Origin of the sequence: Streptomyces sp. NBC_00376 (assembly GCF_036077095.1) — a bacterium.
In the GTDB taxonomy this organism is placed as follows: domain Bacteria; phylum Actinomycetota; class Actinomycetes; order Streptomycetales; family Streptomycetaceae; genus Streptomyces.
Genome location: NZ_CP107960.1, coordinates 8840960 through 8867359, shown reverse-complemented (window position 1 = coordinate 8867359; position 26400 = coordinate 8840960). Strand labels below are relative to the sequence as shown.

General features: G+C 68.8%; 29 protein-coding genes. 13 read left to right on the top strand and 16 right to left on the bottom strand.

Translation table 11 applies throughout. The features are described 5' to 3' along the window. Positions 1-91: 91 nt before the first annotated feature. On the bottom strand, positions 92-862 hold the full coding sequence (locus OG842_RS39960) for an MIP/aquaporin family protein (protein ID WP_266733954.1): 771 nt from the start codon (positions 860-862) through the stop codon (positions 92-94). A 126-nt stretch (positions 863-988) separates the two neighbouring features. Next, positions 989-1657 (bottom strand): hypothetical protein, encoded by a 669-nt coding sequence (locus tag OG842_RS39955; protein WP_266733955.1) that lies wholly within the window; start codon positions 1655-1657, stop codon positions 989-991. A gap of 102 nt (positions 1658-1759) precedes the next feature. Between OG842_RS39955 and OG842_RS39950 the strand changes: the two genes are divergently transcribed. Continuing rightward, positions 1760-2401, top strand: a complete 642-nt coding sequence (locus tag OG842_RS39950) for a TetR/AcrR family transcriptional regulator (protein WP_266733957.1) — start codon at positions 1760-1762, stop codon at positions 2399-2401. Positions 2402-3477: 1076 nt separating this feature from the next. Then, positions 3478-3840, top strand: coding sequence for a hypothetical protein (locus OG842_RS39945; RefSeq protein WP_266733959.1), 363 nt, complete (start codon positions 3478-3480; stop codon positions 3838-3840). A gap of 634 nt (positions 3841-4474) precedes the next feature. Here OG842_RS39945 and OG842_RS39940 read toward each other — a convergent pair. The 3 genes from OG842_RS39940 to OG842_RS45420 all read right to left on the bottom strand — a co-directional run bounded on the left by OG842_RS39940 (position 4475) and on the right by OG842_RS45420 (position 5920). Beyond that, a complete protein-coding gene (locus OG842_RS39940; RefSeq protein ID WP_266733961.1) occupies positions 4475-4729 on the bottom strand; it encodes a DUF6332 family protein in 255 nt (84 codons plus the stop codon). Positions 4730-4784: 55 nt separating this feature from the next. Next, positions 4785-5255, bottom strand: a complete 471-nt coding sequence (locus OG842_RS39935; protein ID WP_266733962.1) for a peptidoglycan-binding domain-containing protein — start codon at positions 5253-5255, stop codon at positions 4785-4787. 122 nt (positions 5256-5377) lie between these two features. Further along, a complete protein-coding gene (locus OG842_RS45420; RefSeq protein WP_353962605.1) occupies positions 5378-5920 on the bottom strand; it encodes a helix-turn-helix transcriptional regulator in 543 nt (180 codons plus the stop codon). A 243-nt stretch (positions 5921-6163) separates the two neighbouring features. Between OG842_RS45420 and OG842_RS39930 the strand changes: the two genes are divergently transcribed. The 7 genes from OG842_RS39930 to OG842_RS39900 all read left to right on the top strand — a co-directional run bounded on the left by OG842_RS39930 (position 6164) and on the right by OG842_RS39900 (position 11389). Beyond that, entirely contained in the window at positions 6164-7825 is a 1662-nt protein-coding gene (locus OG842_RS39930; RefSeq protein ID WP_323185820.1) for a GH25 family lysozyme, read from the top strand. A gap of 141 nt (positions 7826-7966) precedes the next feature. After that, positions 7967-8215 carry a hypothetical protein gene (locus OG842_RS39925; protein WP_266733963.1) on the top strand — a complete coding sequence of 83 codons (249 nt, stop codon included), beginning with the start codon at positions 7967-7969 and terminating at the stop codon, positions 8213-8215. Further along, the gene (locus OG842_RS39920; protein ID WP_266733964.1) at positions 8134-9093 is read left to right on the top strand and encodes a L,D-transpeptidase family protein; all 960 of its coding nucleotides are present in this window, start codon (positions 8134-8136) and stop codon (positions 9091-9093) included. The genes OG842_RS39925 and OG842_RS39920 overlap by 82 nt, the downstream gene beginning before the upstream one ends. A gap of 35 nt (positions 9094-9128) precedes the next feature. Continuing rightward, positions 9129-9338: a hypothetical protein gene (locus tag OG842_RS39915; RefSeq protein ID WP_266733965.1), complete on the top strand. Its 210-nt coding sequence runs from the start codon at positions 9129-9131 to the stop codon at positions 9336-9338. Between the two features lie 201 nt (positions 9339-9539). Continuing rightward, on the top strand, positions 9540-10391 hold the full coding sequence (locus OG842_RS39910; RefSeq protein ID WP_266733966.1) for a hypothetical protein: 852 nt from the start codon (positions 9540-9542) through the stop codon (positions 10389-10391). Next, the gene (locus OG842_RS39905; RefSeq protein WP_266733968.1) at positions 10388-10726 is read left to right on the top strand and encodes a hypothetical protein; all 339 of its coding nucleotides are present in this window, start codon (positions 10388-10390) and stop codon (positions 10724-10726) included. The genes OG842_RS39910 and OG842_RS39905 overlap by 4 nt, the downstream gene beginning before the upstream one ends. 339 nt (positions 10727-11065) lie before the next feature. Next, positions 11066-11389, top strand: a complete 324-nt coding sequence (locus tag OG842_RS39900; RefSeq protein WP_266733970.1) for a hypothetical protein — start codon at positions 11066-11068, stop codon at positions 11387-11389. Between the two features lie 49 nt (positions 11390-11438). On the opposite strand, the gene OG842_RS39895 is transcribed toward OG842_RS39900, so the two are convergent. After that, positions 11439-11951, bottom strand: coding sequence for a DUF402 domain-containing protein (locus OG842_RS39895; protein ID WP_266733972.1), 513 nt, complete (start codon positions 11949-11951; stop codon positions 11439-11441). Between the two features lie 796 nt (positions 11952-12747). Between OG842_RS39895 and OG842_RS39890 the strand changes: the two genes are divergently transcribed. Continuing rightward, positions 12748-13182 carry a hypothetical protein gene (locus OG842_RS39890; protein ID WP_266733973.1) on the top strand — a complete coding sequence of 145 codons (435 nt, stop codon included), beginning with the start codon at positions 12748-12750 and terminating at the stop codon, positions 13180-13182. An 8-nt stretch (positions 13183-13190) separates the two neighbouring features. Here the strand turns inward: OG842_RS39890 and OG842_RS39885 are convergent, their stop codons facing one another. Together OG842_RS39885 and OG842_RS39880 are read right to left on the bottom strand one after the other, a co-directional pair. After that, entirely contained in the window at positions 13191-14417 is a 1227-nt protein-coding gene (locus tag OG842_RS39885; protein ID WP_266733975.1) for an IS110 family transposase, read from the bottom strand. A 504-nt stretch (positions 14418-14921) separates the two neighbouring features. Next, entirely contained in the window at positions 14922-16184 is a 1263-nt protein-coding gene (locus OG842_RS39880; protein ID WP_443063949.1) for an IS701 family transposase, read from the bottom strand. 130 nt (positions 16185-16314) lie between these two features. Here OG842_RS39880 and OG842_RS39875 point away from each other — a divergent pair, with 130 nt between their 5' ends. Further along, positions 16315-17580 carry an IS701 family transposase gene (locus OG842_RS39875; RefSeq protein WP_443064044.1) on the top strand — a complete coding sequence of 422 codons (1266 nt, stop codon included), beginning with the start codon at positions 16315-16317 and terminating at the stop codon, positions 17578-17580. Between the two features lie 67 nt (positions 17581-17647). On the opposite strand, the gene OG842_RS39870 is transcribed toward OG842_RS39875, so the two are convergent. Next, positions 17648-18493 (bottom strand): EamA family transporter, encoded by an 846-nt coding sequence (locus tag OG842_RS39870; protein ID WP_266733977.1) that lies wholly within the window; start codon positions 18491-18493, stop codon positions 17648-17650. Between the two features lie 114 nt (positions 18494-18607). Between OG842_RS39870 and OG842_RS39865 the strand changes: the two genes are divergently transcribed. Next, entirely contained in the window at positions 18608-19165 is a 558-nt protein-coding gene (locus tag OG842_RS39865) for a CGNR zinc finger domain-containing protein (protein WP_266733978.1), read from the top strand. A gap of 162 nt (positions 19166-19327) precedes the next feature. Here OG842_RS39865 and OG842_RS39860 read toward each other — a convergent pair whose 3' ends face one another. Genes OG842_RS39860 through OG842_RS39850 form a run of 3 tightly spaced genes read right to left on the bottom strand, consistent with a single transcriptional unit; the run spans position 19328 to position 21418 of the window. Beyond that, on the bottom strand, positions 19328-20260 hold the full coding sequence (locus OG842_RS39860; protein WP_266733980.1) for an FAD-dependent oxidoreductase: 933 nt from the start codon (positions 20258-20260) through the stop codon (positions 19328-19330). 4 nt (positions 20261-20264) lie between these two features. Next, positions 20265-20495: an isochorismatase family protein gene (locus OG842_RS39855; protein WP_266733982.1), complete on the bottom strand. Its 231-nt coding sequence runs from the start codon at positions 20493-20495 to the stop codon at positions 20265-20267. A 59-nt stretch (positions 20496-20554) separates the two neighbouring features. Then, entirely contained in the window at positions 20555-21418 is an 864-nt protein-coding gene (locus OG842_RS39850) for an RNA repair domain-containing protein (protein WP_443064043.1), read from the bottom strand. Positions 21419-21722: 304 nt separating this feature from the next. On the opposite strand from OG842_RS39850, the gene OG842_RS39845 reads away from it, so the two are divergent. Next, positions 21723-22985 carry an IS701 family transposase gene (locus OG842_RS39845; protein ID WP_443063949.1) on the top strand — a complete coding sequence of 421 codons (1263 nt, stop codon included), beginning with the start codon at positions 21723-21725 and terminating at the stop codon, positions 22983-22985. A 616-nt stretch (positions 22986-23601) separates the two neighbouring features. Here OG842_RS39845 and OG842_RS39840 read toward each other — a convergent pair. The 4 genes from OG842_RS39840 to OG842_RS39825 are packed head-to-tail and all read right to left on the bottom strand — an operon-like array spanning position 23602 to position 26217. Next, positions 23602-24489, bottom strand: a complete 888-nt coding sequence (locus OG842_RS39840) for a hypothetical protein (protein ID WP_266733984.1) — start codon at positions 24487-24489, stop codon at positions 23602-23604. After that, positions 24399-25076 carry a hypothetical protein gene (locus OG842_RS39835; RefSeq protein WP_266733985.1) on the bottom strand — a complete coding sequence of 226 codons (678 nt, stop codon included), beginning with the start codon at positions 25074-25076 and terminating at the stop codon, positions 24399-24401. The genes OG842_RS39840 and OG842_RS39835 overlap by 91 nt, the downstream gene beginning before the upstream one ends. Beyond that, positions 25073-25399 (bottom strand): helix-turn-helix domain-containing protein, encoded by a 327-nt coding sequence (locus OG842_RS39830; RefSeq protein WP_266733986.1) that lies wholly within the window; start codon positions 25397-25399, stop codon positions 25073-25075. Before OG842_RS39830 ends, OG842_RS39835 begins: the two co-directional genes overlap by 4 nt. Next, positions 25396-26217 carry a tyrosine-type recombinase/integrase gene (locus tag OG842_RS39825; protein ID WP_266733987.1) on the bottom strand — a complete coding sequence of 274 codons (822 nt, stop codon included), beginning with the start codon at positions 26215-26217 and terminating at the stop codon, positions 25396-25398. The genes OG842_RS39830 and OG842_RS39825 overlap by 4 nt, the downstream gene beginning before the upstream one ends. Between the last annotated feature and the right edge of the window lie 183 nt (positions 26218-26400).

Here is a 26400-nt window from a genome sequence, read left to right as displayed (position 1 = left end):
GCGAGGCCCGAGGTTCTCCATCAAACCCGGGGCGGTTCATGGGCCGACGTTCCGGTCCGTCGCGATAGCCGATTGGTGATTTCCCTCTTTGTCAGCACCGGGGCCGTTGTGCGGTCAGGGGTTTGGCCAGAGCCACGAGGGCTGCTCCCAGCACCACGCCGAGCACCGGAGCGAGCAGGTAGATCCACAGGTGGGTGGTGTCCTGGGCCAGGAGCGCCGGACCGAACTGTCGTGCCGGGTTGGCCGATCCGCCGCTGAGGGGACCGAACGTCGCGATGATGACCGCGGTGGCGAGGCCCACCGCGCAGGGGAGCAGTCTGTGGCCGGCCGGGTGTGCCAGGAGCACGGAGAGCATCATGGTCAGCAGGACGAGGACTCCGGTCTCCGCCGTGAGGATCGCGGTGGCGTCCCATGCCGGGTCGGCGTGGACGGTCGCGTAGCCGACGGGGACGCGGGAGACTGCCGGTCCCCAGACCAGTCGGCCGAGCGCCGTTCCCGCGACGGAACCGGCCAGTTGGGCCGTGACGTACGGGACGACGGCGCGGGCCGGGAAGGCGCCGAGCCGCCACAGCGCGATGGTGACGGCGGGGTTGAGGTGTCCGCCGGACCGCCGGCCGGGTGGGGAGATCATGAACACCATGAGAAGCACACCGATGGTGACGCCAAGGATGGCGAGAGCGTAGTGGATGTCATGGACGGAGATCGGTGAGTCGGGTGCAATAAGCCAGCGCACGCCGGTGACGACGAAGAACAGCAGAAGGCCGGTGAGGCCGAATTCGCAGGCTGCGCGACGCAGGATGCCGGATTCTGCGGTGGTGGGCGGGTCGGCCTGCGCCGGCACGGCCGGAGTTGTTATTGCCATGGACATGGTCCTATCGAAAATCGCTGTTCGCCGGGCCGCGCAGAGGAGAGCCCGGGGCGCGGGATCCCCCTTGGCGGCGGGGATCCCCTGATCGCCAGGGGATCCCCGCCTGCGTGCGGAAGGAGCTCACGCCTGGGCGTGCGCGCCTTCCAGCCAGTTGGTGAACTCGCAGGCGAAGTGCCACTGATGTCCAACGAAGACGTGCTCAGGGGCGTTGGCCGGGAACTGGATGGTCAGACGGATGCGCAAGCCGTCGGGGCCGTCGCCGAACTCATGCATGACGCGGGCGATCTCCGTGCCGTCACCGAGGCGTCCGGTGCCGCCGATGCGTACGGGGTACTCCTCGTGGCCCTCGTCCGCGATTTCGACGCCGTCGTGGAAGGTGAGGAAGAACCGGAGGGGGCCGGATCCTATGGTCTCGATGATCTCGACCACTCCGCCGCTGGAGTCGGCGAGGTAGTGCTCGGGGTTGGCGGAGAGCAGCGCGGACCGGTCACCGCCCGCGAGCCGGCCCTGCCACCAGGTGAGGAACCGGTCCATGTCGATCCCGGCGACTGTCATTTCGGTGACGGCCGACCGCCAGGCTCCTCCGGACCCGTTCGGAAGCGGTGCCATCACCGCGTCTGACGCGGCGAGATCGGGGGCGAGGAGTTCCCGCATCCGCTCGTCCCCGATCCGCTGCTTCAGCAGGGTGAGCGCCGCCCGTGAACGGTCCAGCTCCCACTGCCGAACGGCATCGTCCCCGTACTCGACACCGTCGATGACAGTGCGGATATTCAGCGCGCCAGTGGTCATGACGAAGCCCCTTTCGAGCGAAGCGGAGAAATTTTCTCCGCCTACGGCACGCTAGCATAGACGGAGAGAAGTTCTCCGCTTCATTGATGGAAGGTGGATCTCATGCGGGCGGACGCCGAACGCAGCAGACGACGGATCCTGGATGCCGCCCGCGATGTGTTCCTGGAGCGGGGCCTGGACGCCCCGCTGGACCTGATCGTGCGCCGGGCGGGTGTGGGGCCGGCCACGCTCTACCGTCGCTACGCCGACCGCGAGGCACTCGTGCGTGATCTCACCGGCGACCTGCTCTCACGCCTTGAGGCCGCGGCCCACCAGGCGGCGCGGGAGGAAGGTGACGCGTACGACGCGGTACGGCGCTTCGTCCACGCGGCAGCCGGCCTCCGGATGGGCGCGGTAATCCCGGTGCTGCTCGAACGGCTCGTTGTCGACCAGAAGTTGATCGAAAGCCGGACCCGCACATCGAGGGCGCTCGACCACCTGATCCGCGCGGCGCACGAATCCGGCAGGCTGCGCCCCGAGGTGGGGGCGGGGGACCTGATCCTCCTGTCGATCCGGCTGTCCCGCCCCCTGCCCGGTGGTCTCTCCCGGCTCGACGCGGACGGCACGCTGCTGCACCGCCATCTCGACCTTGCCCTCGACGGCCTGACCACGCAGTCCGCACCGGCGCCCGCCCCTGCCCCGGGCGAACCGCTCACCTTCGCCGACCTCGTCGCCGCCGCCGACCGCCCGAACTCGACCGACTGAGCCCGCCGGCACGGCCCGGAACACGAGAGCCTCCCCCACCAGGCGGCCCCGTTCGTTGCGGTGCACCGGGACAGTGCCGAGTCCGCCGACGGGCGGGCGCACCCGGCCACCGCACGACTGAACGTGGATGGTCAGCCGATGAAATTCGACCTCATCACGAACATGTACGCGGAGGTCAAAGCCGATATCACCGGGACGTGCGCAGACGTTCTGACCGTCCGGGCGCTGACCCATATCGAGCACCGCCAGGATCTGCTGGCCTTGATCGGTGGGGAGGCCGCCCCGGACCACTCTGAGCTGGTTGACTTGTTCCGGCGGTCCGTCCAGAGGGGGTCTTCGGCCGGGACGAGCGCGGCGGCTACATCAGCCACATCCACGCAGCGCACGCCTAGCCGCGTCGGCCTGTCACGCTGCGGACCCGGAACGACCCAAAAAATGGCTGCCGTTCGATCGCGCGGGGACTGTTGGGTGGTTGTCAGATCCGCCAGGACCGAATGCGGTCTGCGGCGTCGCAGGGGTCGGTGCGCCCGGTGTCGATGTCGTGGGCCAGGGAACACTGAAGCCGCCCCTTGATCTTGGACACCTGGAGACTGGGATCCGAGGTCCGGAGGAAGTAGTGCCAGATGGGAAGCAAGTACACGAAGCGGTACTCGGATGTGGGAGCTCTCACTTCCCTGACCAGGTAATCCTCACCCAGTGACCAGCCAATCCTCACTGCTTGTCCAGCACCAGCGCCTGGCCATCACTGCTCAACACCCCATAGAAGCACCCGAACCGGCCCGGCCCACAGCGCCCAGGCCCGGACACCAGACTGAGAACCATCCCGGACACAGAAGCGAGAACTCCCACGAAGTTGGACCACCGGAAATGTCGCCCGTGCGCCGGCCAGATCCGTGTTCAGGCCAAGGCTTTCGCGCCGGAGACCAGTTGACAGCAGGGGGTACGCGGGCGTGTGGGGCAGTGCGGGGCGCACCAGCTCCACTCGTATCGCTGGTTTAGCCATAAAAAATAACAAATCAGGATGTTGGGTTCCTACCGTGTGATGTGTCGCTCCCCTGCTGAGCAAGGAGTAGCTAGTGGCCAACAGCTTCCAACTCGACCAGATCCCGCATGGCTTCGCGTTCACCGAGGCTGGTGGGCTCATCCACTACAAGCACACGATCATCCTGACCGTGCCTCCGCCCAACGCGGGCCCCTGGGGCGACACATGGCTCAGCTTCGGCTGCGCCTACGCAGACGTCAGGCTCGGCGTGAGCATCTACACCAGCGGCTCCTGGAGCGGCGTGCAGCCCCGCAACGTCCCCGACAACGGCGACCGCCTCGCCGAGAAGCTGCCACCCGGCACCCGGAAGGTCCTCATCGGCCGCATGAAAACGGCTGCCGCCGACTCGGCGGACGACGTGCCGGTCAGCTGGCTCCTGGAATACCTCGGAACCTGACCTGCTCCGATGGCGCCCCGGCCTACCCCACTCCGGGGTCAGGCCGGGGCGCCGTTGCACACGGTCACCCGCATCTTCCACCGGCCTGCCGAGGAGCACGGGGCGGACGTCCGCGCAGGCACTGCAGCGCGGGTCGTAGATGGTGCCGCGCCCGGCGCTGACCGGAGCCACCGCACTCGGCACGCCTGACGTCGGCAGCCCAGACCGGCCCAACAGGCCAGGGGTGCGAGCACCGGCGCGCGCGGCCCCGCCGACGCGCGAGAAGGGACTGGCCGGCCGCCGATCCCCGAAGCGCTCCGCCCGCCCCGCCCCCACCCTCTCCATTTCGGCAGTTCGGGCGGCAGGGGGGTGCGCAGAGGGGATGTCAGCACCCCGACCACGCCCCTACGAGCATGGTGACCTGCGTAGACGCCTGGCGTCGCGCGGAGGGGGTGCAACAGATGCCGCAGGAGAACCTGCGGGGCATGACGCAACAGGTGCCGCAAGAGATTCCGGCTCCGGGACATCGGCGGGCCCAGGGCAGGGTCACCATGCCGACGCCGACACCGCCACCCTGAGGCCGCGGGGGTGCCTCCGGCACCACATGCTGGAACAACCGCCAGCGGGCTACCGACCCCAAGGAGGAGGCCTGCGGTCAGTGACCTTTACGGCGCTGTGCGTCGAACCGACGCAGCACCCGCACCAAACGCCACATTCCGGCCGCCGCTCCGAGCAGCGCACCTCCCACCAACGCGCCCTTCCCCGCTGGACCAGAGACGCCAAAAGCCAGTGCGAGAGCCAGAGCGACGGCAAAGACCGCCGCAGCCAGCACGACGGCAGTCACCAGAGCAAAAACGATCTCCACCGTCATTGCGTCCTTTTCCCACCGCGACTCACGCCCCATATCCATGCTGCAAGTCTCACATCGCGTCAAGCCATTGCGCCTGGACCGAACAGCACCTGGCTCAGTGGCCGCAGCCGGACATGGGGGTGTCGAGGTACTTCCAGGTCTGGGGTCCGACCTGGCCATCGGGCTTAAGGCCGCTGCAGCTCTGAACGGCACGTACGGCGGTGTCGGTGCCTTCTCCGAAGTTGCCGTCGACGGTGAGCGTGTAGTCGTAGTTGGAGTTCAGCAGGCACTGGATCTGCTTCACCTTCGAGCCGACCATGCCCTTGGCCATGACCTGGGTGCGGTCCCAGTTGTAGCGGCAGCTGGCGCGGCCGGCGGCGCCGGGCGAGGCGGCCGTACTGGGAGAGGCAGAAGCAGAGGCTGGGGAAGATGCCTCGTCCTTGGCTGAACTGCTGGGGCGCGGTGACTTCGTGTTCGTGTCTTCCTCGCCCGTGGGGTCCTGGTCCTTGTTCTTCTTCTCGTCGTCCTTCGGGGCCGTGGTCGGTGCGGTGCTGTTCTTCGGGGGCAGGGGAGTTTCGTCGACCACTGGCTGCTCGTCGCCGGGACGGTTGTCGCCGCCGGTCCCGGGCTGGGAGACGGCGGAGTCCTTCGTTTCGTGGACCGAGTACCAGCGTCCGACGAGCAGCAGCGCGGCGAGGGTGGCGGCGATCAGCGCGAGGGTTTTGACCCGGCTGCGGGAGGCAGCTGCTGGCTTTGCTGGTTCGGCAGGGCTGGACGTGGATGGTTTCTGGGGGGGGCAGCGGCCGGCGTTGCCGGTTCGACCGGGCCGGGCGTGGATGGTGCGGGGTCCGGGCTGGCCGCTGCGGGTTTCGGAGTTGCGGGGGCGGGTGTGGGGTCCGGGGCTGCTGTCGGCGGTGTGGGGTCCGGTACGCCTGGTGCGGGGTCTGCCGGTGCGGGAGTGGACGCCGCTTCCGGCGGTGTCTCCTCTTGGGTGTCTGCGGCGCGGCGGGCTTGGTCGGCGGTGTCCCAGAGGCCGAGCAGGGTGTTCTTGTCGAGGCCGCGGCGGGTGCAGAGGCGTTCTACCGCTGTCCGGGGTGGGAATGCGGTGCCTTTGAGGACGCGGTTCCAGGAGGAGCGGGAGTAGCCGGTGTCGTGGGTGAAGGCGTCCAGGGAGAGGTTCTTGGATGCCTTGATCTGTCGCAGTGCCTGGAGCAGTGCGGTGACTTCTGGCAGTGGCTGCGCGGGTGGCATGTCGCCTTGTTCGGGTCGCACGGGTCTTCCCCCCTGTACCGATGATCGTCGTGTTCCAGAGCCGTTTCTTTTCGCAGGTCAGGGGCCTTGTGGAACGGCCGGGACGGCGCGGTACGGCTGGAATGGCGATCAGGCTACCGGTGGGACGGCGGTACCCCGAATCTTCATCTCGTCGACGCCGCAAAGGCGCGGCGCAAACTGCCTGCCGGGTGTGTGCCGGTGGGTCTGACGAGGGGTGAAGTCGTGCGCATCATCAGCAAGAAGACGGGTCTTCAGGCGGGTGCCATGGTGGCGGTCGCGGCCGCTGGATTTGGCCTGATCAGCTTCTCCGGGAACGAGGAGGCGCAGGCGAACAGCCCGGCCGCGTACGGGGTGAAGGGGTTCGACACGAGCCATCACAACTCCCACCCGATCCAGTGGTCGGCGTCCGTGAGGGCGGGGTACTCGTTCGTGTTCCAGAAGGCGACGCAGGGCGCCGGTTACCGCGACCCGATGTTCGCCGGTGACTTCGCGGGGGCGTCGCGGGCCGGGCTGATGGTCGCGCCGTACCACTTCTACGACTCCGGTTCCGGCGCCGCCCAGGCCGATCACTTCGTCCGTACGGCCCGGGCCGCCGGCTACGACGGCAAGCGTGCCGGGCAGCTGCCGCCGGTGGTCGACCTGGAGAAGATCCGCGGCCGGTGCCCGGCCGGGGTGAACAACACCCAGGTCGCCGCATTCCTCACCAAGGCCCGTCAGGCGTTCGGGGTGAACCCCATCGTCTACACCTCGAAGGACTTCGCCGACACCTGTCTGCGCGGCAACACCGGCGCCCTGGCCAACAGCCCGCTGTGGCAGCCCCGCTACGAGAGCGGAACGCGTGAGCCCGCTCCGGTCGGCGGCAGGTACTGGTCGATCTGGCAGTACACCGAGAACGGGACGGTACCCGGCCTGCGAGGCAAAGCCGACATCAACGTCTACAAGGGCACGCTGACCCAGCTCCGCGGCCTCGCCCACCTCGCCCCCGGCCAGTCCCCCACCCCTCCGGGAACGGGTACAACGACGCCGCCTGCTCCGGCCGCGGCTGTCTGGCCGCTGCTGAAGAGCGGGGCGCGGGGCGTGAACGTCACGACCGCCCAGCACCTGCTGGCCGCGGCCGGCCAGTCCGTCACCGCCGACGGGATCTACGGCCCGAACACCCAGAACGCCGCCGCCGCGTTCCAGCGGTCCCATGGCCTGACCGCGGACGGCATCATCGGCCCGAACACCTGGAACAAGCTGGTCCGCACTGTTGGCCAGGGCGCGAACGGATCCGCGGTGAAGGCCGCCCAGGCGCAGCTCGCCGGGTACGGGAACCGCATCGTGGTGGACGGTGCGTTCGGTCCGGCCACCCGGAACGCGACGGCTGCGTTCCAGCGGTCCCACGGCCTGACCGCGGACGGGGTCGTGGGTCCGAAGACGTGGAACAAGCTGGTCAACGGGACCAAGACGACCCAGCCCGCCCCGACCACGCCCGCTCCGGCGAACGGCAGGCTGACCCAGCGCCAGGCCCTGACGCAGCTCGCCGCGGCCGGGATCAAGGCCCCGGTCGGGCGGACCTCTCTGGCGGGTGTCCGTGCCCGCACGGTCCAGGGTGTCATCGCTCTGAAGAAGGCCAGCGGCGGGTGCACCATCGTCATCACCGGCGGCACCGAGTCCGGCCACAGCACCAGGGGCAACCACTCCCACGCAGGCGGCTACAAGCTCGACCTGCGCACCCGTGACGAGGGCAGCTGCGTGACCAACTGGATCAAGACCACCCAGCGCAAGGGCGCCCCCCGAGGCACCGACGCCCGCTGGCACGGCACCCTCAACGGGATCTCCGCCGAGTACGTCTACGAGGTCCCGCGCAGCGGCGGCGTCCACTGGGACATCACCTTCATCTGATCCCCCGCCCCGCCCCCGCCCACCGGCGCGGGGCAGCCGCCACCGCACCATCCCACACCCCCTTCCCGGTCCCCGGGCCGCGCCATGCCCAGGTGCGGCCCGGCCGGCCGGGCCCACACGACACGAAAAGGATCTACGGTCATGAACCGTGCTCCCCGCACTCTCTGGGCCACCCTCACCACGACCGCCCTCGCCATCGCGGCCTTCGCCACGCTCGGTACGCAGGCCCCCGACACCGCCACCGCCAGCAGCAGTGACCCGGCAGCCTCAGCCGCCCGTTCCACCACCCCCGCTTCCAGGGACCAGCAGTGGCCCACCCTGCGCACGGCAGCCAGGGGGCCGCTGTCACCGCGCTCCAGCAGCTCCTCACCGCCCACGGGCACCCTCTGACCGCCGACGGGGAGTTCGGAGGCCTCACTGCGGCCGCCGTGCAGGCCTTCCAGACCGAGCAGGGCCTCCAGGCCGACGGCGTCGTCGGTCCGAACACTTGGAACGCTCTGACCACCACCCTGCGCACCGGCAGCCAAGGAGACGCGGTCACCGCCCTCCAGCAGTTGCTCACCGCCCGCGGGTACTCACTGACGGCCGACGGGTCCTTCGGGGGCCTTACCGCGGCTGCCGTCCAGGCCTTCCAGAGGAACCGGGGGCTGCAGGCCGACGGGGTCGCCGGTCCGGCCACCTGGATCGCGCTGATCACCGCGCCCGCCAGCGCCCGGCCCAGCACCGGCACCGGCACCGGCACCGGGAACGCCCAGCCCGGCCCCACCGGGTACTCCCTGAAGTTCACCAAGAACCAGAAGCACCCGATGTACTCGACCCTCGCCCTCGTCCACAACGGCAAGGCCGTCAAGACCTACCGCGCCAACTCTGGCATGGGCAGCAAGGACACCTGCCTCTCCAACGAGGGCTGGCTGCCCAACGGGACCTACAAGGTCAAGGGGCACGAGACCAACCGCGGAGGGTGGAACTACAACCCCAATGTGCAGATCCAGGGCTACGCCATCCAGCTCGAAAACAAGACCTGCACACCCAAGGCCGGCCAGAAGCCCGTCGAGCGCACCGACATGTTCGTCCACAGCGAGATGCTCGCCGACGGCACGCAGGCCGTCGACGTTCCCCTCAAGGAAGACGATTTCTGGCGCTGGGACGCCGACTTCGACTACAAGTCCAACGGCTGCATCAAGCTCAAGCCCGCCGACCTCAAGGACCTGTTCTCCCGCCTCGACCAGGCCGGCTGGCCGAAGAACCTGACCCTCCAGGTCAGCTGACACCAACACCACCCACGCCCGGTAGGCGGCACCCCATGAGGGTGCCGCCCACCGGCCCCGAGGATCCGCCGCGGAGACGGGGGCGCAGCCGGGCTGGATCCGAGCACGCCTCGGGCACGCAGTTCATCGAGGTCGGACAGGCGCTCTCCGGGAAGAGCGTCGAGCAGGTCGGCCTGGGCGGCGCGGATACTGGGCGCGGGAGCCTGAGGGCCTGCGCCAAGGGCACGGCCGGTTCGCCGGCCTGACCTCGGCTCGCGTTTTCCCTGGTCAGAGCCTTGCTCCGAAATCTCGCTTCGTTCTTTTGAGGAAAGTTCAAATCACGTGTGACATTCGCAGGATCTGCCCGCACACCCCTCCTATACAACGAGGCAACTGCTAACAGACCTCCCGCGCGACAAGAACATCGTCGGGGTTGGCAGTGGATCCAGACCGAGGGGGCTTATGCCATGAGTACCGAAGACGAGATCAACGAGATCAACGAGATCGTGGCCGCGGAGCTGACCGGGGACCGTGCGGCTCGGCTCCGACGCGACGCCGCGCGGATCGAGGAACTGGCCTACCACCGGTTCGAGGGGCGGGATTACAAGGTGTTCGAGGACGAGCTGTACCGAGAGGTGCAGCCGATCGTGCTCGGAATGATCCGTAAAGGGTCGCTCGCCCGACTCGCCCTGAGGCATTCCGAGCGTCAGGGGCGGAAGTTCTTCGTGCACCCCGACGACCTGCTCCTGCTGAAGAGCAGCAGCGAAGCGCGGGACACGGTCATGGTGGACATGGTGATGGAGGCGCTGCGGAAGCTTCAGCGCGACCTGAAGCGGGAGTGCGGCTGGAGGGTGGACTACAGCGGTCCGCGTGGGGCCAGCTGCCTGGCGTCGTACTTCATCACCCTGTGCGTCTGGGTGTTCCGCCGGGCGTACGTGAAGTGGGCGCAGGACCGGGTGAAGTGGGCGCGGCTGCACGCCGTCTACGACTTCACAGAGGGCGCTGCGAACGAGGTGGGGATCGGGCGGCTGCTCGGCGCCACCGACTATGTGGTGGACTCCGAGGTCTTCGGCACGGACCTCGAGGAGATCCTCGATGAGCAGGCGCCGGAGACTCAGGCCGTCGTGCGGCTGACGGTCATGGGCTTCAAGGGCCTGGAGACCGCCGACAAGCTGCACATCACCCACGGGACCGTGCGGAATCGGCTGACGCGCTTCAGGACGGCGCTCTACGAGGCTGCGGGCGATGGCCGTATCTGGATCCCAGGGGAGTTGCACACGCGGAAGGCGCCGCGTCAGGCCGGGAGGGTTGCCGCGTGAGCTGGTTGAATCTCCTGGAGGTCCGCTCGCGGACGTGGCGTGCCGCCCAGGTGCTGAAGGGGGCGCCGGCATTCGCGCGGCGTCGGCTGACGGCCGCTGACGTATGGGTCCAGGACCACCACGTGGGTGTGGGGGTCACCGTGCTCGTGGCGCTTTGCACGGCTGCGGGGCTTCTGCTGCGGTTCCGGATGGACCAGGTGATCGAGCTGGCGCGGCAGTTCGCGCCGGTGTGCACCATCCTCTCCATCGCGATCACTGCAGTCTTCGGCTCGATCAAGTGGGTCCGCAAGCGCAAGAAGGCCCGGCTGGCGACCACGGAGGCCGCCAGGTCGTGACGAAGGGCGGAGACGTCCTGCCGGGCCGTCAGAACGCTACTGACAAGCCCGTGGTGGTCAAGCTCGGCATGCGCTGGTAGACGGTTGGGGTGCAGAACGCGAGTCGCGTCTGCTCGTCCGTCCATTCCCGGAGTGCTGGGCGGATGCCATGGCGCTCTGTGCATCGCGTCGCGGCGAACACCGAGACACCGGTGCGCGCGGACCCGCCGACGCGCGCGAGAGGGACTGGCCGGCCGCCGATCCCCGAGGCGCTCCTGGCTGAACAGGCCCAGCCGGAAGCAGATCTCAGCCGATTCCCTGAAAACAACACCGGGAAAGCGGCATCAAAGGTCAGGCCGGATGGTGGGGCAGCTCGTCGTCGGCGCGGCCGCCGGTTCCGAGGGTCCGTCGCGGGGACGGGGGCGCAGCCGGGCGTGTGCCGAGCACGCCTCGGGCACGCAGTTCATCGAGGTCGGACAGGCGCTCTCCGGGGAGAGCGTCGAGCAGGTCGGCCTGGGCGGCGCGGATGCTGGGCGCGGGAGCCTGGGGGCCTGCGCCAAGGGCACGGCGGACGGTCACGCCGGTCATCGTACGGGCAGCGCATCACCGACCCCGCTGGCCGCCGGGTTCCCGTGCACCGGGCCGCAACGGGGTGTCGGCCGCTGCGAGAAGGGCATCCGCTGAGGGCGGACGCTCCCTCGCTATCGCAGCCTGACCAACACCGAAGCCAATCTCAGCTGACCCGGTCCAGCCATGTGCGGTAGCGGCTTCCGAAGGGTTCTGCAGCGTCGTGCAGCGCGGCTGACAGCCACGCGGCGGCACTCTCCGCATGCATGATGACGTCTCGTGGATAGCCGTACTGCCTCTGATGACTGGCGAACTCGTCCTCGTCGTCCACGAAGACGGATCCGTCTTGCCGTATCCGGCAGACATCCAGATCCAGGTCCACCGTGGTCACTTCTCCCTTGTGCGGCCAATCGGGAGGAGTGGTGACGTCGCAATAGACGTCCAGGTGGGCTGGAGCTGCCTGGAACCGGGCCGTCCACCAGGCTCCGTGTGGAAAGAGCATGACTCGTTGCTCTTCGATTGTGTAAACCTCCCCTTTCCCGCCTTTGCTATAGATCGTCCCGATTGGCGCACCGAGCCAGACCCCGAACTCGTCCTCGCCCAACCACACCATCGAGTGGTGCCAGTGCAGGCTGCCATCGAACTTACGGACCACGACCCGGACCTCGGTTTCTCCCATGGCGGGAGGCTACTGGCAGCCAGGCAACTGGCATTCTGTGTCAACGAACGAGGAGAGCCCCCACATCGATGACTGATGTGGGGGCCGTTCATGTCAGTGAGGACCGCTACGAGTCCTCCACGGGAGCTTTGACGCTGCCATATCGGTCGGCAGCGGCGTATAGCGCTCACTCACCTCTCGGCGCTTCTTGCGCTCGCGCAGCTCAGTCAGGTTGTAGGTCCCCGCTGGTGAGCTGAGCGGTACGAGTTCGTAACTGTCCTCAGGCTCCGCCGTCTTCTCCATCATCCCCTACAGACCGTCGCCGTTTGTGGCTGGGCTCTGGCCTGGTTCTTACCCGCCCCCGACTTGTTTCGCTGAGGAACGCCTCAATTGGAGGGGTCTTTTCAGCCCGCAGGGTGAGGGCGGGCCAGGCGGAGAGGTAGCGTCCGGCGGCGGCTGCCTCCTGCGCGGCCGGCACTTGGCCGCGCCACTCCCGTTCCCTTGCGCAACGTCGGATCCCGACTGGTGGCGTGCACCGGCAACGAGCGTGCCCGATTGGGTCGCTGCTGCCGGGCCCAGTCCCGAGGGCCCTGGCCTGCGTGGTCGGGCCTGTGGTCGGCCTATGTCGGCCCGTGGTCGTGCCCGACCGTACAGGCGCCGAGCAAACGGCCGCGCCGCCCGGCTTCGAACCGTCAACCTCCTAGTACGACTATCGCGCACAAAGACACCTCATGCAGCTAAGCCGTCAAATCAATCGACAGCCATCCACGCCGTCGGCGACGATGCGGTGCCGCTGATCGCCTTACCAGGAGCCTCTGTGTCGTCCAGAACCGCAGACATCGACTTCACGTTTGCGCGCGAGATCACGGTCCGGACCATCGTCGAGGCTCTGGCCACCTCAGGGTGGTCGCTGGAGGAGCCGCTCTCGTACATGGTCAACGACAATGACCTGTACGACTGGCAGTCGACCACCAACGACCACACGGGGGAGGTCCTGGCCTTCCTGGACGCGCCCGAGCATGCTGCGAAGTACCACGTCGCCGTCTGCGTCTACCACGCGCAAGCGGGCACCGGCGGTCAGCTCCTCTTCTTCCCGCACCGCACAGCCTGCAGCTTTAGCCCCACCATTAACCGGCGGAGCCTGCCAGGCTCGGCCGGCTTCACCGATGTGAGCTGGTACCTCCACGCACTGGTGCCGCCCCTGCTGGCCCTTGGGCTGGAAGGCTACGAAGCCCGGGACATCGGCTCCTGAAGCTCGGTTCAGCCAGTGGGGACAGGTGGGGGAAACGCTGTGCCTTCCTCGAAGTGACAGCGGTGCAGCAGGCAGTGGTGCAGCTGCCCGAGCATCCGGTTGAACAGGTGCCTCAGGGCCTGGGCATGCCAGTCTCCGGCCTCCCGTCGGCGTCGGTAATGAGCGTTGGCACCCTTCGAGTGAGTAAGGGTGGCGAAGGCCCATAGGTATCCCGCGTGGTTGAGCCGGTTGTTCTTCACGAACCGGCGCCCGACGTATTTGCGTTTCCCAGACGCCCGGGTGATGGGCGCCGCGCCCGCGTATGCCTTCAGTCCGCCGGCAGTGGCAAAGCGCGTGCGGTCATCACCGATCTCAGCCAGGAGGCGGGCACCGACCTGTGCGCCGATGCCGGGGAAGCTCAGCATGATCGGCGCGTCGGGGTGGGTGCGGAAGGTCCGCTCGACCGCCTTGGCGAGCTCGTCGACGGCCCTGCAGACCGCGTTCAACTGGACCAGCAGGGCCTTGGCCTGGATGCCCATGGCCTCCTCGACTGCTGGCAACTGCCGGGCGGTCGGCTGCCGGAGCAGCGTCTGGATCCTCTCGGCATCCTCGTTGATGCCGCGCTTGCGTCCGGCGCTGTGCATCATCACCTTGAGTTTCCAGAGCTGCAGTTCGGCGGCCGTGGCCGGGGTCGGCGCCGCAGCGAGGATCTTCCGCGCGTCGGGCCGGGTCAGTCCGCCAGCCTTGTGCCGCCATGCCTCCAGGGCGGCCGGGTAGTACTCGCGCAACAGCGAGCGGAGCTGGTTGGCGATCTGCTGCCGATTCCAGACCGCGTCCTGGTGGGCGCGGGCGAGGACGGCGATGGCCTGGGCCAGATCGCCGTCGTCGGGCAGAGGCCGGTGCATCGGCATGTCGGTGCGGATGATGTTCGCCAAGACCAAGGCGTCGCCAGGGTCGGACTTCTTGCGGCTCACTCCGTGCCGGTCGCGGTAGCGGGAGGCCGCCATCGGGTTGATCGCGAACACCTGCCGGGCCCCGGTCCGCAACGTGGCGACCAGCAGGCCGCGGCTGGTCTCGATCGCCACAGGGATCGGCGTCTCGGCGCTGTCGCCGTGATCGGCCATCAGGTCCAGCAGCAGCTGGTAGCCGTCCAGGTCGTCGTCGATTCGGCACTTGGCCAGCAGCTTGCCGGTGTTGTCGATGATCGCGACGTCGTGGTGTCCCTCCGCCCAGTCGATCCCGCAGTACACGTCCATGGATCCCGCCCCTTCGCCAGTGCTGTTCTCGAACGCGAGCACGCGGGGCCGCACGGCGCACTAATTCCAGGGCTCCAAGGCCCGCCACCTCATCAGCCGTGCGCGGCACCGCCGGACCGCACGGGCGCACGCCGTGTCCAGAGCTCGAAGCTCGTGAGGAAAAACGCGTCACCGTGCGGCAGCTCATCCACCGAGGATCCCGAACTCGACGGACCCATGAGGGCAGAACGTGCGAGGACCGGCCGGCACCCAGCGCCACCGGTCTTTCCACAGACCTGATCGGTCGGAGGTGTCGTAGGGGTCACCACAGCACCGACCGGACCACACACGCCCTGCCCCAGCAGACACCGCCCGCCGGGCCGGTCAGAGATCCAGAACCTCTAGTAGGGCTTTGTTAGGTCCTGTGGTGTGGTTCTGGTGTTGGTGCGGGTTGGCCGCATATCGAGCAGGCGCCGGTCCAGGTGGCCAGGAGGGCCTGAAGCGCGCGGAGGACCGCGTAGAGGGTCAGGCCGGCGCAGGCGCTTTTGGGTCGAGCCTGAGCATGGTGCAGAACGCCTGGGCGAGGGAGGCGAGGGTGACGTGGCGGTGCCAGCCGGGGAAGTTGCGGCCCTCGAAGTGGTCCAGGCCCAGACCGTCCTTGAGCTCGCGGTAGTCGTGTTCAACGCGCCAGCGGATCTTGGCGATGCGGACCAGTTCGCGCAGCGGGGTCTCGGCAGGCAGGGTGGAGAGCCAGTAGTCGGTGGGCTCGGCGGCGCCGGGCGGCCATTCGGCCAGCAGCCAGCACTCGGGCAGGGAGCCGTCGACGGCGCGGCGGATCGTCCGGTTTGCGGGTCGGACCCGCAGTGCCAGGAACCGCGAGCGCATCTCGGCGCGGGGATTGTGCTTCGTGGTCTTGCTTCCCTGGCGCCAGGTCACGGTTCGTGCCGCCGATCGCCCTGTGTCCAGGACGAGTTGGCGCAGAGTGCTGTGCTGACCGGGGTAGGCCGGTCCGGGCGGGCGGCCCTGGCCGCTGTAGGGCGGGCGCTCGGGGACGGCGTCGCCCGGGTAGGCGGTGGTGGTGCCCTTGACCGCGACGGCGTAGGCCAGGTCGCGCTCGGTCAGGCCCTCGCGGAAGCCGGTCGCGTCGCCGTATCCGGCGTCGGCGACCACCGGCAGGTCAGGAAGTTCCCAGCCCTCGCGGACCTCGTCGAGCATGTCCAGGGCCAGGCGCCACTTCTCCCTGTGCCGCTCGCTGTCGGGGATGGCCGCCTTGGCGCGTCGGCGCTGGATCGCCCCGGTCAGCAGCGCATCGCCGGTGTTCTTGGTGTCGTCCCAGCTCTCGGGCAGAAACAGGCGCCAGTTGACCGCCGAGGAAGCGTGGTCGCTGACCAGATTGACGCTGACGCCGATCTGGCAGTTGCCGCGCTTTCCCAGCGCACCGCAGTACATCCGCGCCACACCCGGTGAGTCGTAGCCGTCCTTGGGAAAGCCCACATCGTCGATCGCGTACGCCTCCGGCGAGATGTGAGCGGCAGCCCAACGAGCCAGCCGCTCACGGACCTTGGCCCAGTCCCAGGTCGAGGAGGCCACGAACTGCTGGAGCTGCTGGTGGTCCACGCCCAGGCGCTCGGCCATCGGCTGCATCGACTTGCGCTTGCCGTCCAGCATCAGCCCGCGCAGGTACAGCTCGCCCTTGGCTCGCTGATCCCGCCGGGCCAGAGAACCGAGCATCTCCGCCGCGAACGCCTCCAAGCGTGTGCGGACCGTGTCCATCTCCTCGGGCGTCACACCTGAAAGAACATCACAACCTATCTGGAGATGATCAATCGGGGTACCTAACAAAGCCCTACTAGTAGTGCTTGGTCATGTGCGGTCTGCGATGGCGTGTCTTCTTGATGGGTCGTGTCGTTGACAGGACGTGCTGAGTGGGGAGTTGGCTGCGGTCCGGTGTGATCTGGAGGACTTCGCGGCGGAGATGTTCGAGCCGTTCGCGCGAGCGGATCAGCGTCGGTGGGGTGGGGTCTATCTGCGGGGCCTGCTGCTGGACGGCGGGCGCAAGTCGGTGGAACCGATGGCCGCCCGCCTGGGCGAAGACGGGAACCGGCAGGCGCTGGCCCACTTCATCACCTCCAGCCCGTGGGATGCGGCGCATGTGCGGGCCCGTCTGGCCTGGCGTATGCAGCCGGTCGTCAAGCCCACCGCGTCGATCATCGATGACACCGGGTTCCTCAAGGACGGGGATGCGTCGGCGTGTGTGACCCGGCAGTACACCGGCACTGCGGGCAAGGTCACCAACTGCCAGGCCGGGGTGTCGCTGCACCTGGCTTCCAACGGCGCCTCGGCGGCGGTGAACTGGCGTCTGTTCCTGCCCGGGAGCTGGGATCCCGCCTCGCCGAAGGCCGATCAGGCCAAAGTGGCCCGCCGTGGCAAGTGCGCCATCCCTGCCCAGGTGGGCCATGTCGAGAAGTGGCAGCTGGCCCTCGACATGATCGACGAGACGCGGTCCTGGGGCATCGAGGTGCCCCAGGACATCGCCGACGGCGGCTACGGTGACACCGCCGCCTTCCGGCTCGGCCTGGAAGAACGCGGTCTCGATTACGTGGTGGGCATCTCGACCCCGACCACCGCACAGCCCGAGGACGCACAGCCGTCTGCCCCGGCCTGCACAGGCCGGGGCAGACGGCCGGTTCCTGCCTACCCCGAGCCGGCCCGGAGGGTGAAGAGCCTGGTCATCGCGGCCGGAAAGTCTTCCGCGCGGCCGGTGCAGTGGAGGGAGGGATCACGGCCGGGCAGTGGCCGCAGCGGGCACAAACGCATGTACTCGCGCTTCGTGGCCCTGCGGATCCGGCCCGCCGGACGCGAGATCCGCAAGGCCACGGCCGCCACCGAGCTTCCGGTCCGCTGGTTGCTGGCCGAATGGCCCGCCGACCAGGACGAGCCCGTGCAGTTCTGGCTCTCCAACCTGCCCGCAACCACCCCGTTGCCCGTCCTCGTGCGCACCGCGAAGCTCCGCTGGCGCATCGAGAACGACTACCGCGAGATGAAACAGGCCCTGGGCCTGGCCCACTTCGAAGGCCGAACCTGGCCAGGCTGGCACCACCACGTCACCCTCGTCTCGGTCGCCCACGCCTTCTGCACCCTGCAGCGACTGAGCCGATCCCCAAAAGAGACGGCGTCGGCCTGAGCCTCTACCGAGTCGTCCACGAGCTGCAGATACTCCTCGCGATCTGGACCGGCGCCTGCCCCACCTGTCACCGCAACATGCCAGACCCCGCACCAACATGACCAAGCACTACTAGCTGGCGTACGGTCAGCTGCTCGCGCAGCAGAAGGAAACCGACGGCCGCCGCCACGGCGGGGCTCAGTGCGAGAAGCACCCCGAAGGCGCCGGCATCGATACGCCGCAGCACCGTCATGTCCAGCGCGTACGGAATCAGCGAGGACAGAAGAGCCACGAGGAGACCGGTGAGGAGAACCGCCGGGTGGGTCGCCACCGCAACGCCGTCCGTGACAGCGGAAACTGGGGTCAGGACGCAGGCACCGCAGGCCAGCGCCAGCGACAGGCCCGTCCAGTCAGGAAACAGCCGTCCGACCCGCCGGCTCAGGGCCACATACCCGGCCCGGCACAGCGCGGCGGCACCTCCCAGCACCAGCCCGGCAACGGACAGCGAGGCACCCGGGCCCGTCAGCAGCAATACGCCCGCCAGCGCCAGCAACGCCACCACGAGATGCTCCAGCCGACGGGACAGAGCGATCGACAAGGCGAGCGGGCCGAGCAGTTCCACGGTCGCGGCCACGCCGATCGGCAGGCGGCTGATGGCCTGAAAATACGCCACATTCATGGCCGCGAAGACCAAGCCGAGCGGGATCACTGCACGCCACTGCACCGCCGTGACCCTGCGCAGTGACGGCCGGACAAGCAGCCAAAGGATCGCAGCGGAGAAGAACAGCCGCATACCGGCCAGAGCCGAGGGACCGACGGACGCGTACGCCTCCTTCGCGACGGCCGCCCCGGCCTGAAGACTGGCGATCTGGACCAGCATCAACACCGGCGCCGTCGCGGTCCCCTGCCGCAGCAAGCGGACAGCCTGCACCATCGTGCCTCCGAGATCTCGTCGTATCCGGTGTCGTCCTGCAGGCCACGACGGCCATACGGCGCTCAGCCTGTCGCCCCGGTGCGCCCCGGGGCCACACGATGATGTAATTGTCTTATGCAGTTCAACCATTACGGCGGTGAGGCCGCCCGACTCGCCGCTGACCTGGTCAACCTGACCGAGGCACCCCATTCCGCAGACCTGGAACCGCTCCTGGCCGTGCATGGAGTGGTGAACCGCACGCTCACCACCGCGCAGGCCGAGACCATCTGGACATGGAGCCGGCGCCTGGCCGCATGTTTCGGGCGACAGAACCTCGACGTGCGGTGTGATGCGGTCAATGCGCTCCTCGCCGACGCTTCGAGCAGCCCCCTTATCTCTCTGCACGATGGACAGCCCCATCTGCACTACAGCGCCACCGGCGCCGACCCGGCCGCGCACATCCGCGCCATCACCGCGGCCGGACTCGCCTACGTCATCTGCTCCGCCGACGCCGAGCGGCTGGGACGCTGTGCACGACGCGACTGCGCTCTGGCTTTCGTCGACACCTCCCGCAACGGCAGACGCGCCTACTGCTCTGTGCGCTGCGCCAACAACGACGCCGTGGCCCGCCACCGCGAGCGACGCCACGGAATCGCGAAACCGACAACCAGACCAACAACACCGCGCACATAAAGAAGTGCAGTCGGTGGCGCAGACATGGCGAGAGGCAGGACGGACAGAGCTGACGACGCAAGCCGTAGAGGAGCGGCTGGATGAACCGCCCCGGTTCGAATGGAGGTCGGTCCGGGAGCATCCCCGCGCTCGCGGGGATGCTCCCGGACCGACCTCCACGTATCAGGGCAGCAGCTCCCGCGCGGCGTAGTAGGCGTGCAGCGCGGCCTCGCTGCCGGAGCCCAGGGCGGTCATGATCCGCTGGAAGCGGGCGGAGCGCAGGTCGCCGGCCACGATGATGCGGGGGTGCTGGCCGGTCGGCGGGCAGTAGCCGTTCCCGTCGCGGCTGAGGTCGCCGGACGGGGCGGTGGGCGCGTTCCCGATGCTCACGTAGACGGCGTCTGCCGTGACCGTGCATGGTCCGCCGTCCCGGGTCAGCGCGTCCGCTGTCGCCGTGGCCTCTTCGAAGGGGTGCAGGGTCAGGTGCTCGACGGGCAGGAGCGTGACGCGGGGATCGTCGCGGATCTCCTCGGTCTTGTACTCGTCGGCCGCGGGGTGAGCGACGAGCAGGCGGGTTTCGGTGGTCGGGTGGGCGCGCAGGAAGGTGCCGATCGGGCGGTCGCCGCCGAGGACGAGGAGGGTACGGCCTTCGGCGTCGTCCGCGTCGGCCTGCCAGAGCGGGGGCAGGGTGAGGCTGCTGGGGGCGGTGATCCAGGCGGCGTCCCGTGGCTGGAGGGGGCCGACGCCGGTGGCGACAACCGTGTACGGGGCGGTCAGGCGGGTACCGGTGTCCAGGGTGACGGTGACGTGGTCGTCGGCGGCGCGGAGTTCGACGGCGTGGCGGCCGAGTTCCAGGCGGCACAGCTGAGTGCTCTTCAGCTCCGTGGTGATGGAGTCGGCGAGCTCGGGGCCGCTGGTGCAGCCGCCGAGGACGTTGTTCAGTGCCGGGATGCGGTACAGGCTGCGGCACAGGGTGTCCGGCTCGATCAGGACCGAGCGCATGCCGACGCTGGCGGCCATGCGGGCGGCGGCGCAGCCGGCCGGTCCGCCGCCTATGATGATCAGGTCCGTGTCGTGGGTGATGGGCGAACCGGTGTGGAACGGTGTGTCGGCCATGAGGCTATTCCAGCACCGGGGCCCCTGCGTACGCAGTGAGCTGCCCCACCACATGCTCTGCGGTGACGAGTTGCCCGGTCCCGATCAGGCGGCGGGCGACGACGAGTCCAGCATCGTGGACGTCCGGGCCGGCGTCGCTCACCAAGACGTCGGTGACGAGCCAGGGTGCGTAGCCGTGCTCGAAGGCATCGGCGGCGGACTTCAGGACGCAGCGGAAGTCATCGACACACCCCACCCAACGCCACACCCCCGGACCGGTCACACCATACAAATCAACGACCGCGAAGTATGGGACTAGACGGGTGGTGGTGGCGGAGGGTTGCCCGGAAGGGCCGGATTCTCCGGGTGACGTACGTCGCCGCTGCCGAGCAGGACGCGGGCCCGGACCCGCATCGGCTCGTCGCCGCGCCGGGAGAGCAGGACCAGCTCGTCGACCAGGGCCGTCATGGGGCCGAGGAGGGCCTCCGCCTTGCGGGCGAGGGGGTGCGGGTCCGGGGCACGGCCGAGGGACAGGTGCGGGGTGTAGCCGTGCGAGTGCGATCCGCAGAGCGGGAAGCGGAGCTCCAGGGACTCCCGCAGCCGCGCCCAGGGCTCGTGGTCGGCGGCGGCCGGGTCGAGCCAGACGGTGGCGTCCTCGCGGTGTCCGAACCAGTGGACGCCCGCCAGGCGGGCGGTGAACGGCGGCGCCTCGGCGAGCGCCGCGGCGACCAGCGGCAGGGCCCGGGCGAACTCGGCCTCGGGGACGAAACCGAAGAGCACGTTGACGTGCGGCGGCCAGCGGCGGATCTGCCGGTCGTGTTCGCGGCGAATGTGCTGGATCGGCGGCCACAACTTTGCCGGCGGCAGCCAGGCGACGGCGGTGCGGTTCGTCGACGGGACGGCGAGGACGTCGCCGGGTGCCGGGGCCGGCACGGGACCGACCTGCCCGACGAGGGCCTCGTCGAGTCGGTCGATGCCAAAGGCGCGGTCCCAGACGACCTGGCCGTCCGCCTCGAAGAACACCACCCGGTGCCAGGGGATCTCCCCGCCCGGTACGAAGTCGCCGAGCAGGACCCGCTTCGGCGGAGCCCCGCGCTCGGCGATCCCCATCACGAACCGCTCGGGGTCGAAGCGCGGGTCCCAGAGCACCCGGTGGTAGATCTCGTCGCTGGTGTGCACGTCAGCACCTGCCCTCAACTATCAGGGTGACGCGCGCCCGGTCGGCCCTGCAAGTCAGCCCCCGGCCCGCCCACCTCGCTGCGGTTACGACAGGAGAGCGAGAGACAGCGGCGGTTTGTGCGACATTCCGTGAGTTCCCCTGAGCCCGGCTGAGTCCCCGACCCTGTGGCCAGGGAGTTTTTTTCTCCTTCGGGCGTTCTGCCGCTCTATGACGTAACTTCGGGATTCCTGAAGCGCTCTTAGTAGGGCTTTGTTAGGTACCCCGATTGATCATCTCCAGATAGGTTGTGATGTTCTTTCAGGTGTGACGCCCGAGGAGATGGACACGGTCCGCACACGCTTGGAGGCGTTCGCGGCGGAGATGCTCGGTTCTCTGGCCCGGCGGGATCAGCGAGCCAAGGGCGAGCTGTACCTGCGCGGGCTGATGCTGGACGGCAAGCGCAAGTCGATGCAGCCGATGGCCGAGCGCCTGGGCGTGGACCACCAGCAGCTCCAGCAGTTCGTGGCCTCCTCGACCTGGGACTGGGCCAAGGTCCGTGAGCGGCTGGCTCGTTGGGCTGCCGCTCACATCTCGCCGGAGGCGTACGCGATCGACGATGTGGGCTTTCCCAAGGACGGCTACGACTCACCGGGTGTGGCGCGGATGTACTGCGGTGCGCTGGGAAAGCGCGGCAACTGCCAGATCGGCGTCAGCGTCAATCTGGTCAGCGACCACGCTTCCTCGGCGGTCAACTGGCGCCTGTTTCTGCCCGAGAGCTGGGACGACACCAAGAACACCGGCGATGCGCTGCTGACCGGGGCGATCCAGCGCCGACGCGCCAAGGCGGCCATCCCCGACAGCGAGCGGCACAGGGAGAAGTGGCGCCTGGCCCTGGACATGCTCGACGAGGTCCGCGAGGGCTGGGAACTTCCTGACCTGCCGGTGGTCGCCGACGCCGGATACGGCGACGCGACCGGCTTCCGCGAGGGCCTGACCGAGCGCGACCTGGCCTACGCCGTCGCGGTCAAGGGCACCACCACCGCCTACCCGGGCGACGCCGTCCCCGAGCGCCCGCCCTACAGCGGCCAGGGCCGCCCGCCCGGACCGGCCTACCCCGGTCAGCACAGCACTCTGCGCCAACTCGTCCTGGACACAGGGCGATCGGCGGCACGAACCGTGACCTGGCGCCAGGGAAGCAAGACCACGAAGCACAATCCCCGCGCCGAGATGCGCTCGCGGTTCCTGGCACTGCGGGTCCGACCCGCAAACCGGACGATCCGCCGCGCCGTCGACGGCTCCCTGCCCGAGTGCTGGCTGCTGGCCGAATGGCCGCCCGGCGCCGCCGAGCCCACCGACTACTGGCTCTCCACCCTGCCTGCCGAGACCCCGCTGCGCGAACTGGTCCGCATCGCCAAGATCCGCTGGCGCGTTGAACACGACTACCGCGAGCTCAAGGACGGTCTGGGCCTGGACCACTTCGAGGGCCGCAACTTCCCCGGCTGGCACCGCCACGTCACCCTCGCCTCCCTCGCCCAGGCGTTCTGCACCATGCTCAGGCTCGACCCAAAAGCGCCTGCGCCGGCCTGACCCTCTACGCGGTCCTCCGCGCGCTTCAGGCCCTCCTGGCCACCTGGACCGGCGCCTGCTCGATATGCGGCCAACCCGCACCAACACCAGAACCACACCACAGGACCTAACAAAGCCCTATTAGGGGTGTGAAACTGGCGACCTCGCGTAATCGGGAGTCTCGTATTCCTCAGCTGTTGAGTGCTCTTGGTGACCGTGAGTGGTCGCCAGTTTCACACCCCAGGTAGTCGTTCCTCGGCAACCGACGGATGCGAGCATGACGCGCCCACAATCGGAGGAATGCCGAAAGCAAGGCACCGAACGGGGATCCAATTGGCTGTTTGCCCAACCGATTCGACCCGAGGATGTCCCCATGCGTCGTGCCCTTACAGCGGTTGCCTTGTGCGCCGGGACCGTTGCTCTCACGCTCGGAAGCGCGGGATTCGCCAACGCGGAAGCTTGGATCTTCCCGCGACAGTGCTTGGACGGAGGCGGGCAGGTTATGCAGATCGAGCCCGGGCTAGGCACCTGCATCGGCGGGACGTACGACGGCACCGAGGTGCGAGAGCGAGCCTGAGCCCATTCGATTCCACTGTGATCGCATCGCCCCGCCGAACTGTTCGGCGGGGCGGCGTTACTACGCTCCTGGTGACCGTGAGTGGTCGCCAGGAGCGTAGTAACGCCAGGTTCCTCCTGCCTCGACGGCGAGCTGGGCGGTGGTGTCGTCGTGGTAGCCGAGCATCCGGGCGACCACCGGAGCGGGGGCCTGGAGGACGAGGTGGCGGATCGCCGCGGTGCGTCCTCGCTGGGTCGGGAAGGCCAGGTGACGGAGTCGGAGTTCCAGGGTTTCCGGGGTCATGGGCTGTCCAGCCCGGCGGCCGGGGAAGAGCCATCGGGCGTCCGGATTGGTCGCGGTCATGGTGTTCGGCCGCTGCCCCAGGTAGTCCAGCAGCATCCCGGCGAAGGGGGTCGGAACGGGCGACGGCGGGTCGCCGAGCCGGACCAGGATCTCGCCGTCCTCGTGCAGGACGTAGTCGATGCCGAGCCGGGCGATCCGGGTGAGCGGCTGTGCGTAGAGAAGGACGAGCACGCCCGCGACGCGGTCCTGGAGCGGCACGTCGTCGTGGTTTACGAGTTGTCGCAGCAGTGCGAGCCGCTGGTGCTGGGCGAGCGGGGCGGGATTGCTTGTGGAGCGGTGCGGGATGGCGACCTTCGGCAGGTGCTTGGACTGCATCGCCCCCCGCAGGAAGGCGTGGGTGAGGCGCCGGGCGGTGTGGCCGCCGGCGTACCAGGCGTCGACATCGGCCTGCGCGCAGTCGGCGAGAGACCGTCCACGCTCGGCAAGGTGATCGAGGAAGGCGGTCGCGAGGCGGATCTCGTCGCGGGCCTGCTGGACCTGCTTGCCGGTGAGCGGGCCGCGGCCGACCAGGGTGTTCAGGCGGCGCTGGACGTGCCAGGCGGCAAAGAGCTCCAGCAACTGCCGGTGCCCGGCATCGTCGATGGCGGGCAGTTCTCGGCGAGCCATCGCTGGAACAGCAGCAGCTGCCGGTCGGCCGGTGGCAGGATCCCGGCCTGGATGAGCAGATCACGCAGGTAGGCCACGGAACGCCAGGGGGTGAGCCGGCTCAGGCCCTCGTGGGTGAGCGGGACTTCGCCGCGGGCCAGGGCCCGCAGGTACCGCTGGACGTGGGGCTTGCTGGTCCAGGTCAGGGCGCCCTTCGGGCGGCGCGTCTGCCCCAGGGCGTCGAAGAGTGGGAGGAGTTCGGCCCGGACGGAGCCGGTGCCGTCGTCAAGGAGTTCGCCAAGGCGCTCAGCCAGCACGCATTGGCCGCAGACTCCGCGCCGGTAGCGCCTGGCCTCTCGTCCGCACCGTTCGCAGGTGAAGTCGCCGAGGCCACCGGCGTAGTCGGTGCAGAGCTTGCCGCCGTCCGGCGCGAGGCCGGGCGTCAGCCGCTCAGTGCCGCAGCCGGTGCAGGTCCCATAGGTCTCCAGCACGTGGTCGTAGCAGCGCGGGCAGAGATAGCCCTCGGGCAAGTGCGCCGCCCCGAGACGCACGGCCCGGCGGCAGCGCGCGCAGAACAGGACCTCGGCGCGGACGCGGGTGCGGCTCATCCTTCGGGCCGGATGCGGGCGCGCTTGGGACGGATCGCCGACAGGTCGACGACCGCGTCGCCGATGGCGACCCTGCGGATGGTGGCGTTCTCCGCCTTGGTGGCAATCAGGTCGGCCGGGATGCACTCGAAGATGTCGCAGAGCGCGGCCAGCACCGGCAGCGACAGCCGCTCGGGGGTGCCGGTGACCAGGCGGTGGACCTGGGAGAGGGAGAGGTCGATGCCGCGCTCGGCGAGCGGTGGGGCGAACTCGCTGGTGGTGAACATCCCGGCGGTGGCCATCCTCTCGCGCAGTCGCCACTGGTAGCTGACCTGGCGTTTCATTGGGCCCTCCTCGGGGGCTTGAGCGCGGCCTCGATGGTGGTGTCCAGGGCCCGCCGCAGGGTGCGGGTGCGGAAGTCGGAGGACACACAGGTGTAGATGGAGGTGGTGGACGCGTGGTCGTGGCCGGCCTGCTGCTGGACGAACAGCAGGTCCCAGCCGTCCTCGATCAGGTGGGTGACGTACGACCTGCGCAGCGAGTAGAAGTCCAGGACCGGGTCCAGGCCGAGGTCGTCGCGGTAGGCGGCGAAGCGGGAGTCCAGCCGTTGCAGACCAACGCGCCGGCCGCGTTCGGACGGCCACAGGGCGGGCCCGTCGGTGTGTCGCATGGCAGGTCTCACCTCGTTGATCCACTGGTCGAGGATCTCGGCCGACCAGTCCCACACGGTCAGCACGCTGCGGCGCTTCGGGGGCGAGCCCTTCTTCGCTTTGCCGTGGCGGACGTAGCAGACGCCGTATTCGCCGAACTCCGCCCCCTCGGGGTTGCGACCGAAGTCGGCCGTGTCGAGCATCCGCGTCTCGTTGCGCCGCAGCCCGTAGGCGTACGAGGTCTTGAACAACATCGCGTCGCGGAAGGCGGGCAGCCACCCCTTGCGGCCGCGTCTGCGGACCCGGCTCACCCCGTCGTCGGCGTGGTCGAAGAACGCCTGTAATTCCTCCCGGGTGAAGGCCCGTTTCGGGGACTCGGCCTCGCACTCCTGCATGTGCACGGCGGTGTTCCACTCGTGACACACCTGGATCGGATGGGTGCCGAAGCGCCGCTCGCACTCGGCGGCCCAGCCGTAGGCGGGGTCGGTGGCGTAGTCGCAGAACAGCCGCACCGCCTCCTGGTAGCCACGCAGCGTCGAGCGGACACAGCCGTGGACCGCCCGCAGGTCGCCGAACCACTCGTCCGCCAGCTGCGAAGACCAGGCCCACGGAAAGGCGTCCGCGTGCGCGGCGAACTTGTGGACGGGGTTTGGCGTTGACCGTTGACTGCTGTGTGCGACATCCCGTGAGTTCCC

Excerpts from the sequence above, each read along its gene's own strand:
- OG842_RS39925 (WP_266733963.1), top strand. The coding sequence starts at position 7,967 with ATGAACCGTGCTCCCCGCACTCTCTGGGCCACCCTCACCACGACCGCC.
- OG842_RS39865 (WP_266733978.1), top strand. The coding sequence starts at position 18,608 with ATGCAGTTCAACCATTACGGCGGTGAGGCCGCCCGACTCGCCGCTGAC.
- OG842_RS39910 (WP_266733966.1), top strand. The coding sequence starts at position 9,540 with ATGAGTACCGAAGACGAGATCAACGAGATCAACGAGATCGTGGCCGCG.
- OG842_RS39950 (WP_266733957.1), top strand. The coding sequence starts at position 1,760 with ATGCGGGCGGACGCCGAACGCAGCAGACGACGGATCCTGGATGCCGCC.
- OG842_RS39885 (WP_266733975.1), bottom strand. The coding sequence starts at position 14,417 with ATGGACGTGTACTGCGGGATCGACTGGGCGGAGGGACACCACGACGTC.
- OG842_RS39915 (WP_266733965.1), top strand. The coding sequence starts at position 9,129 with ATGAGGGTGCCGCCCACCGGCCCCGAGGATCCGCCGCGGAGACGGGGG.
- OG842_RS39860 (WP_266733980.1), bottom strand. The coding sequence starts at position 20,260 with ATGGCCGACACACCGTTCCACACCGGTTCGCCCATCACCCACGACACG.
- OG842_RS39840 (WP_266733984.1), bottom strand. The coding sequence starts at position 24,489 with ATGGCTCGCCGAGAACTGCCCGCCATCGACGATGCCGGGCACCGGCAG.
- OG842_RS39895 (WP_266733972.1), bottom strand. The coding sequence starts at position 11,951 with ATGGGAGAAACCGAGGTCCGGGTCGTGGTCCGTAAGTTCGATGGCAGC.
- OG842_RS39835 (WP_266733985.1), bottom strand. The coding sequence starts at position 25,076 with ATGAGCCGCACCCGCGTCCGCGCCGAGGTCCTGTTCTGCGCGCGCTGC.
- OG842_RS45420 (WP_353962605.1), bottom strand. The coding sequence starts at position 5,920 with ATGCCACCCGCGCAGCCACTGCCAGAAGTCACCGCACTGCTCCAGGCA.
- OG842_RS39940 (WP_266733961.1), bottom strand. The coding sequence starts at position 4,729 with ATGGATATGGGGCGTGAGTCGCGGTGGGAAAAGGACGCAATGACGGTG.
- OG842_RS39900 (WP_266733970.1), top strand. The coding sequence starts at position 11,066 with ATGGTGGGGCAGCTCGTCGTCGGCGCGGCCGCCGGTTCCGAGGGTCCG.
- OG842_RS39830 (WP_266733986.1), bottom strand. The coding sequence starts at position 25,399 with ATGAAACGCCAGGTCAGCTACCAGTGGCGACTGCGCGAGAGGATGGCC.
- OG842_RS39955 (WP_266733955.1), bottom strand. The coding sequence starts at position 1,657 with ATGACCACTGGCGCGCTGAATATCCGCACTGTCATCGACGGTGTCGAG.
- OG842_RS39870 (WP_266733977.1), bottom strand. The coding sequence starts at position 18,493 with ATGGTGCAGGCTGTCCGCTTGCTGCGGCAGGGGACCGCGACGGCGCCG.
- OG842_RS39960 (WP_266733954.1), bottom strand. The coding sequence starts at position 862 with ATGGCAATAACAACTCCGGCCGTGCCGGCGCAGGCCGACCCGCCCACC.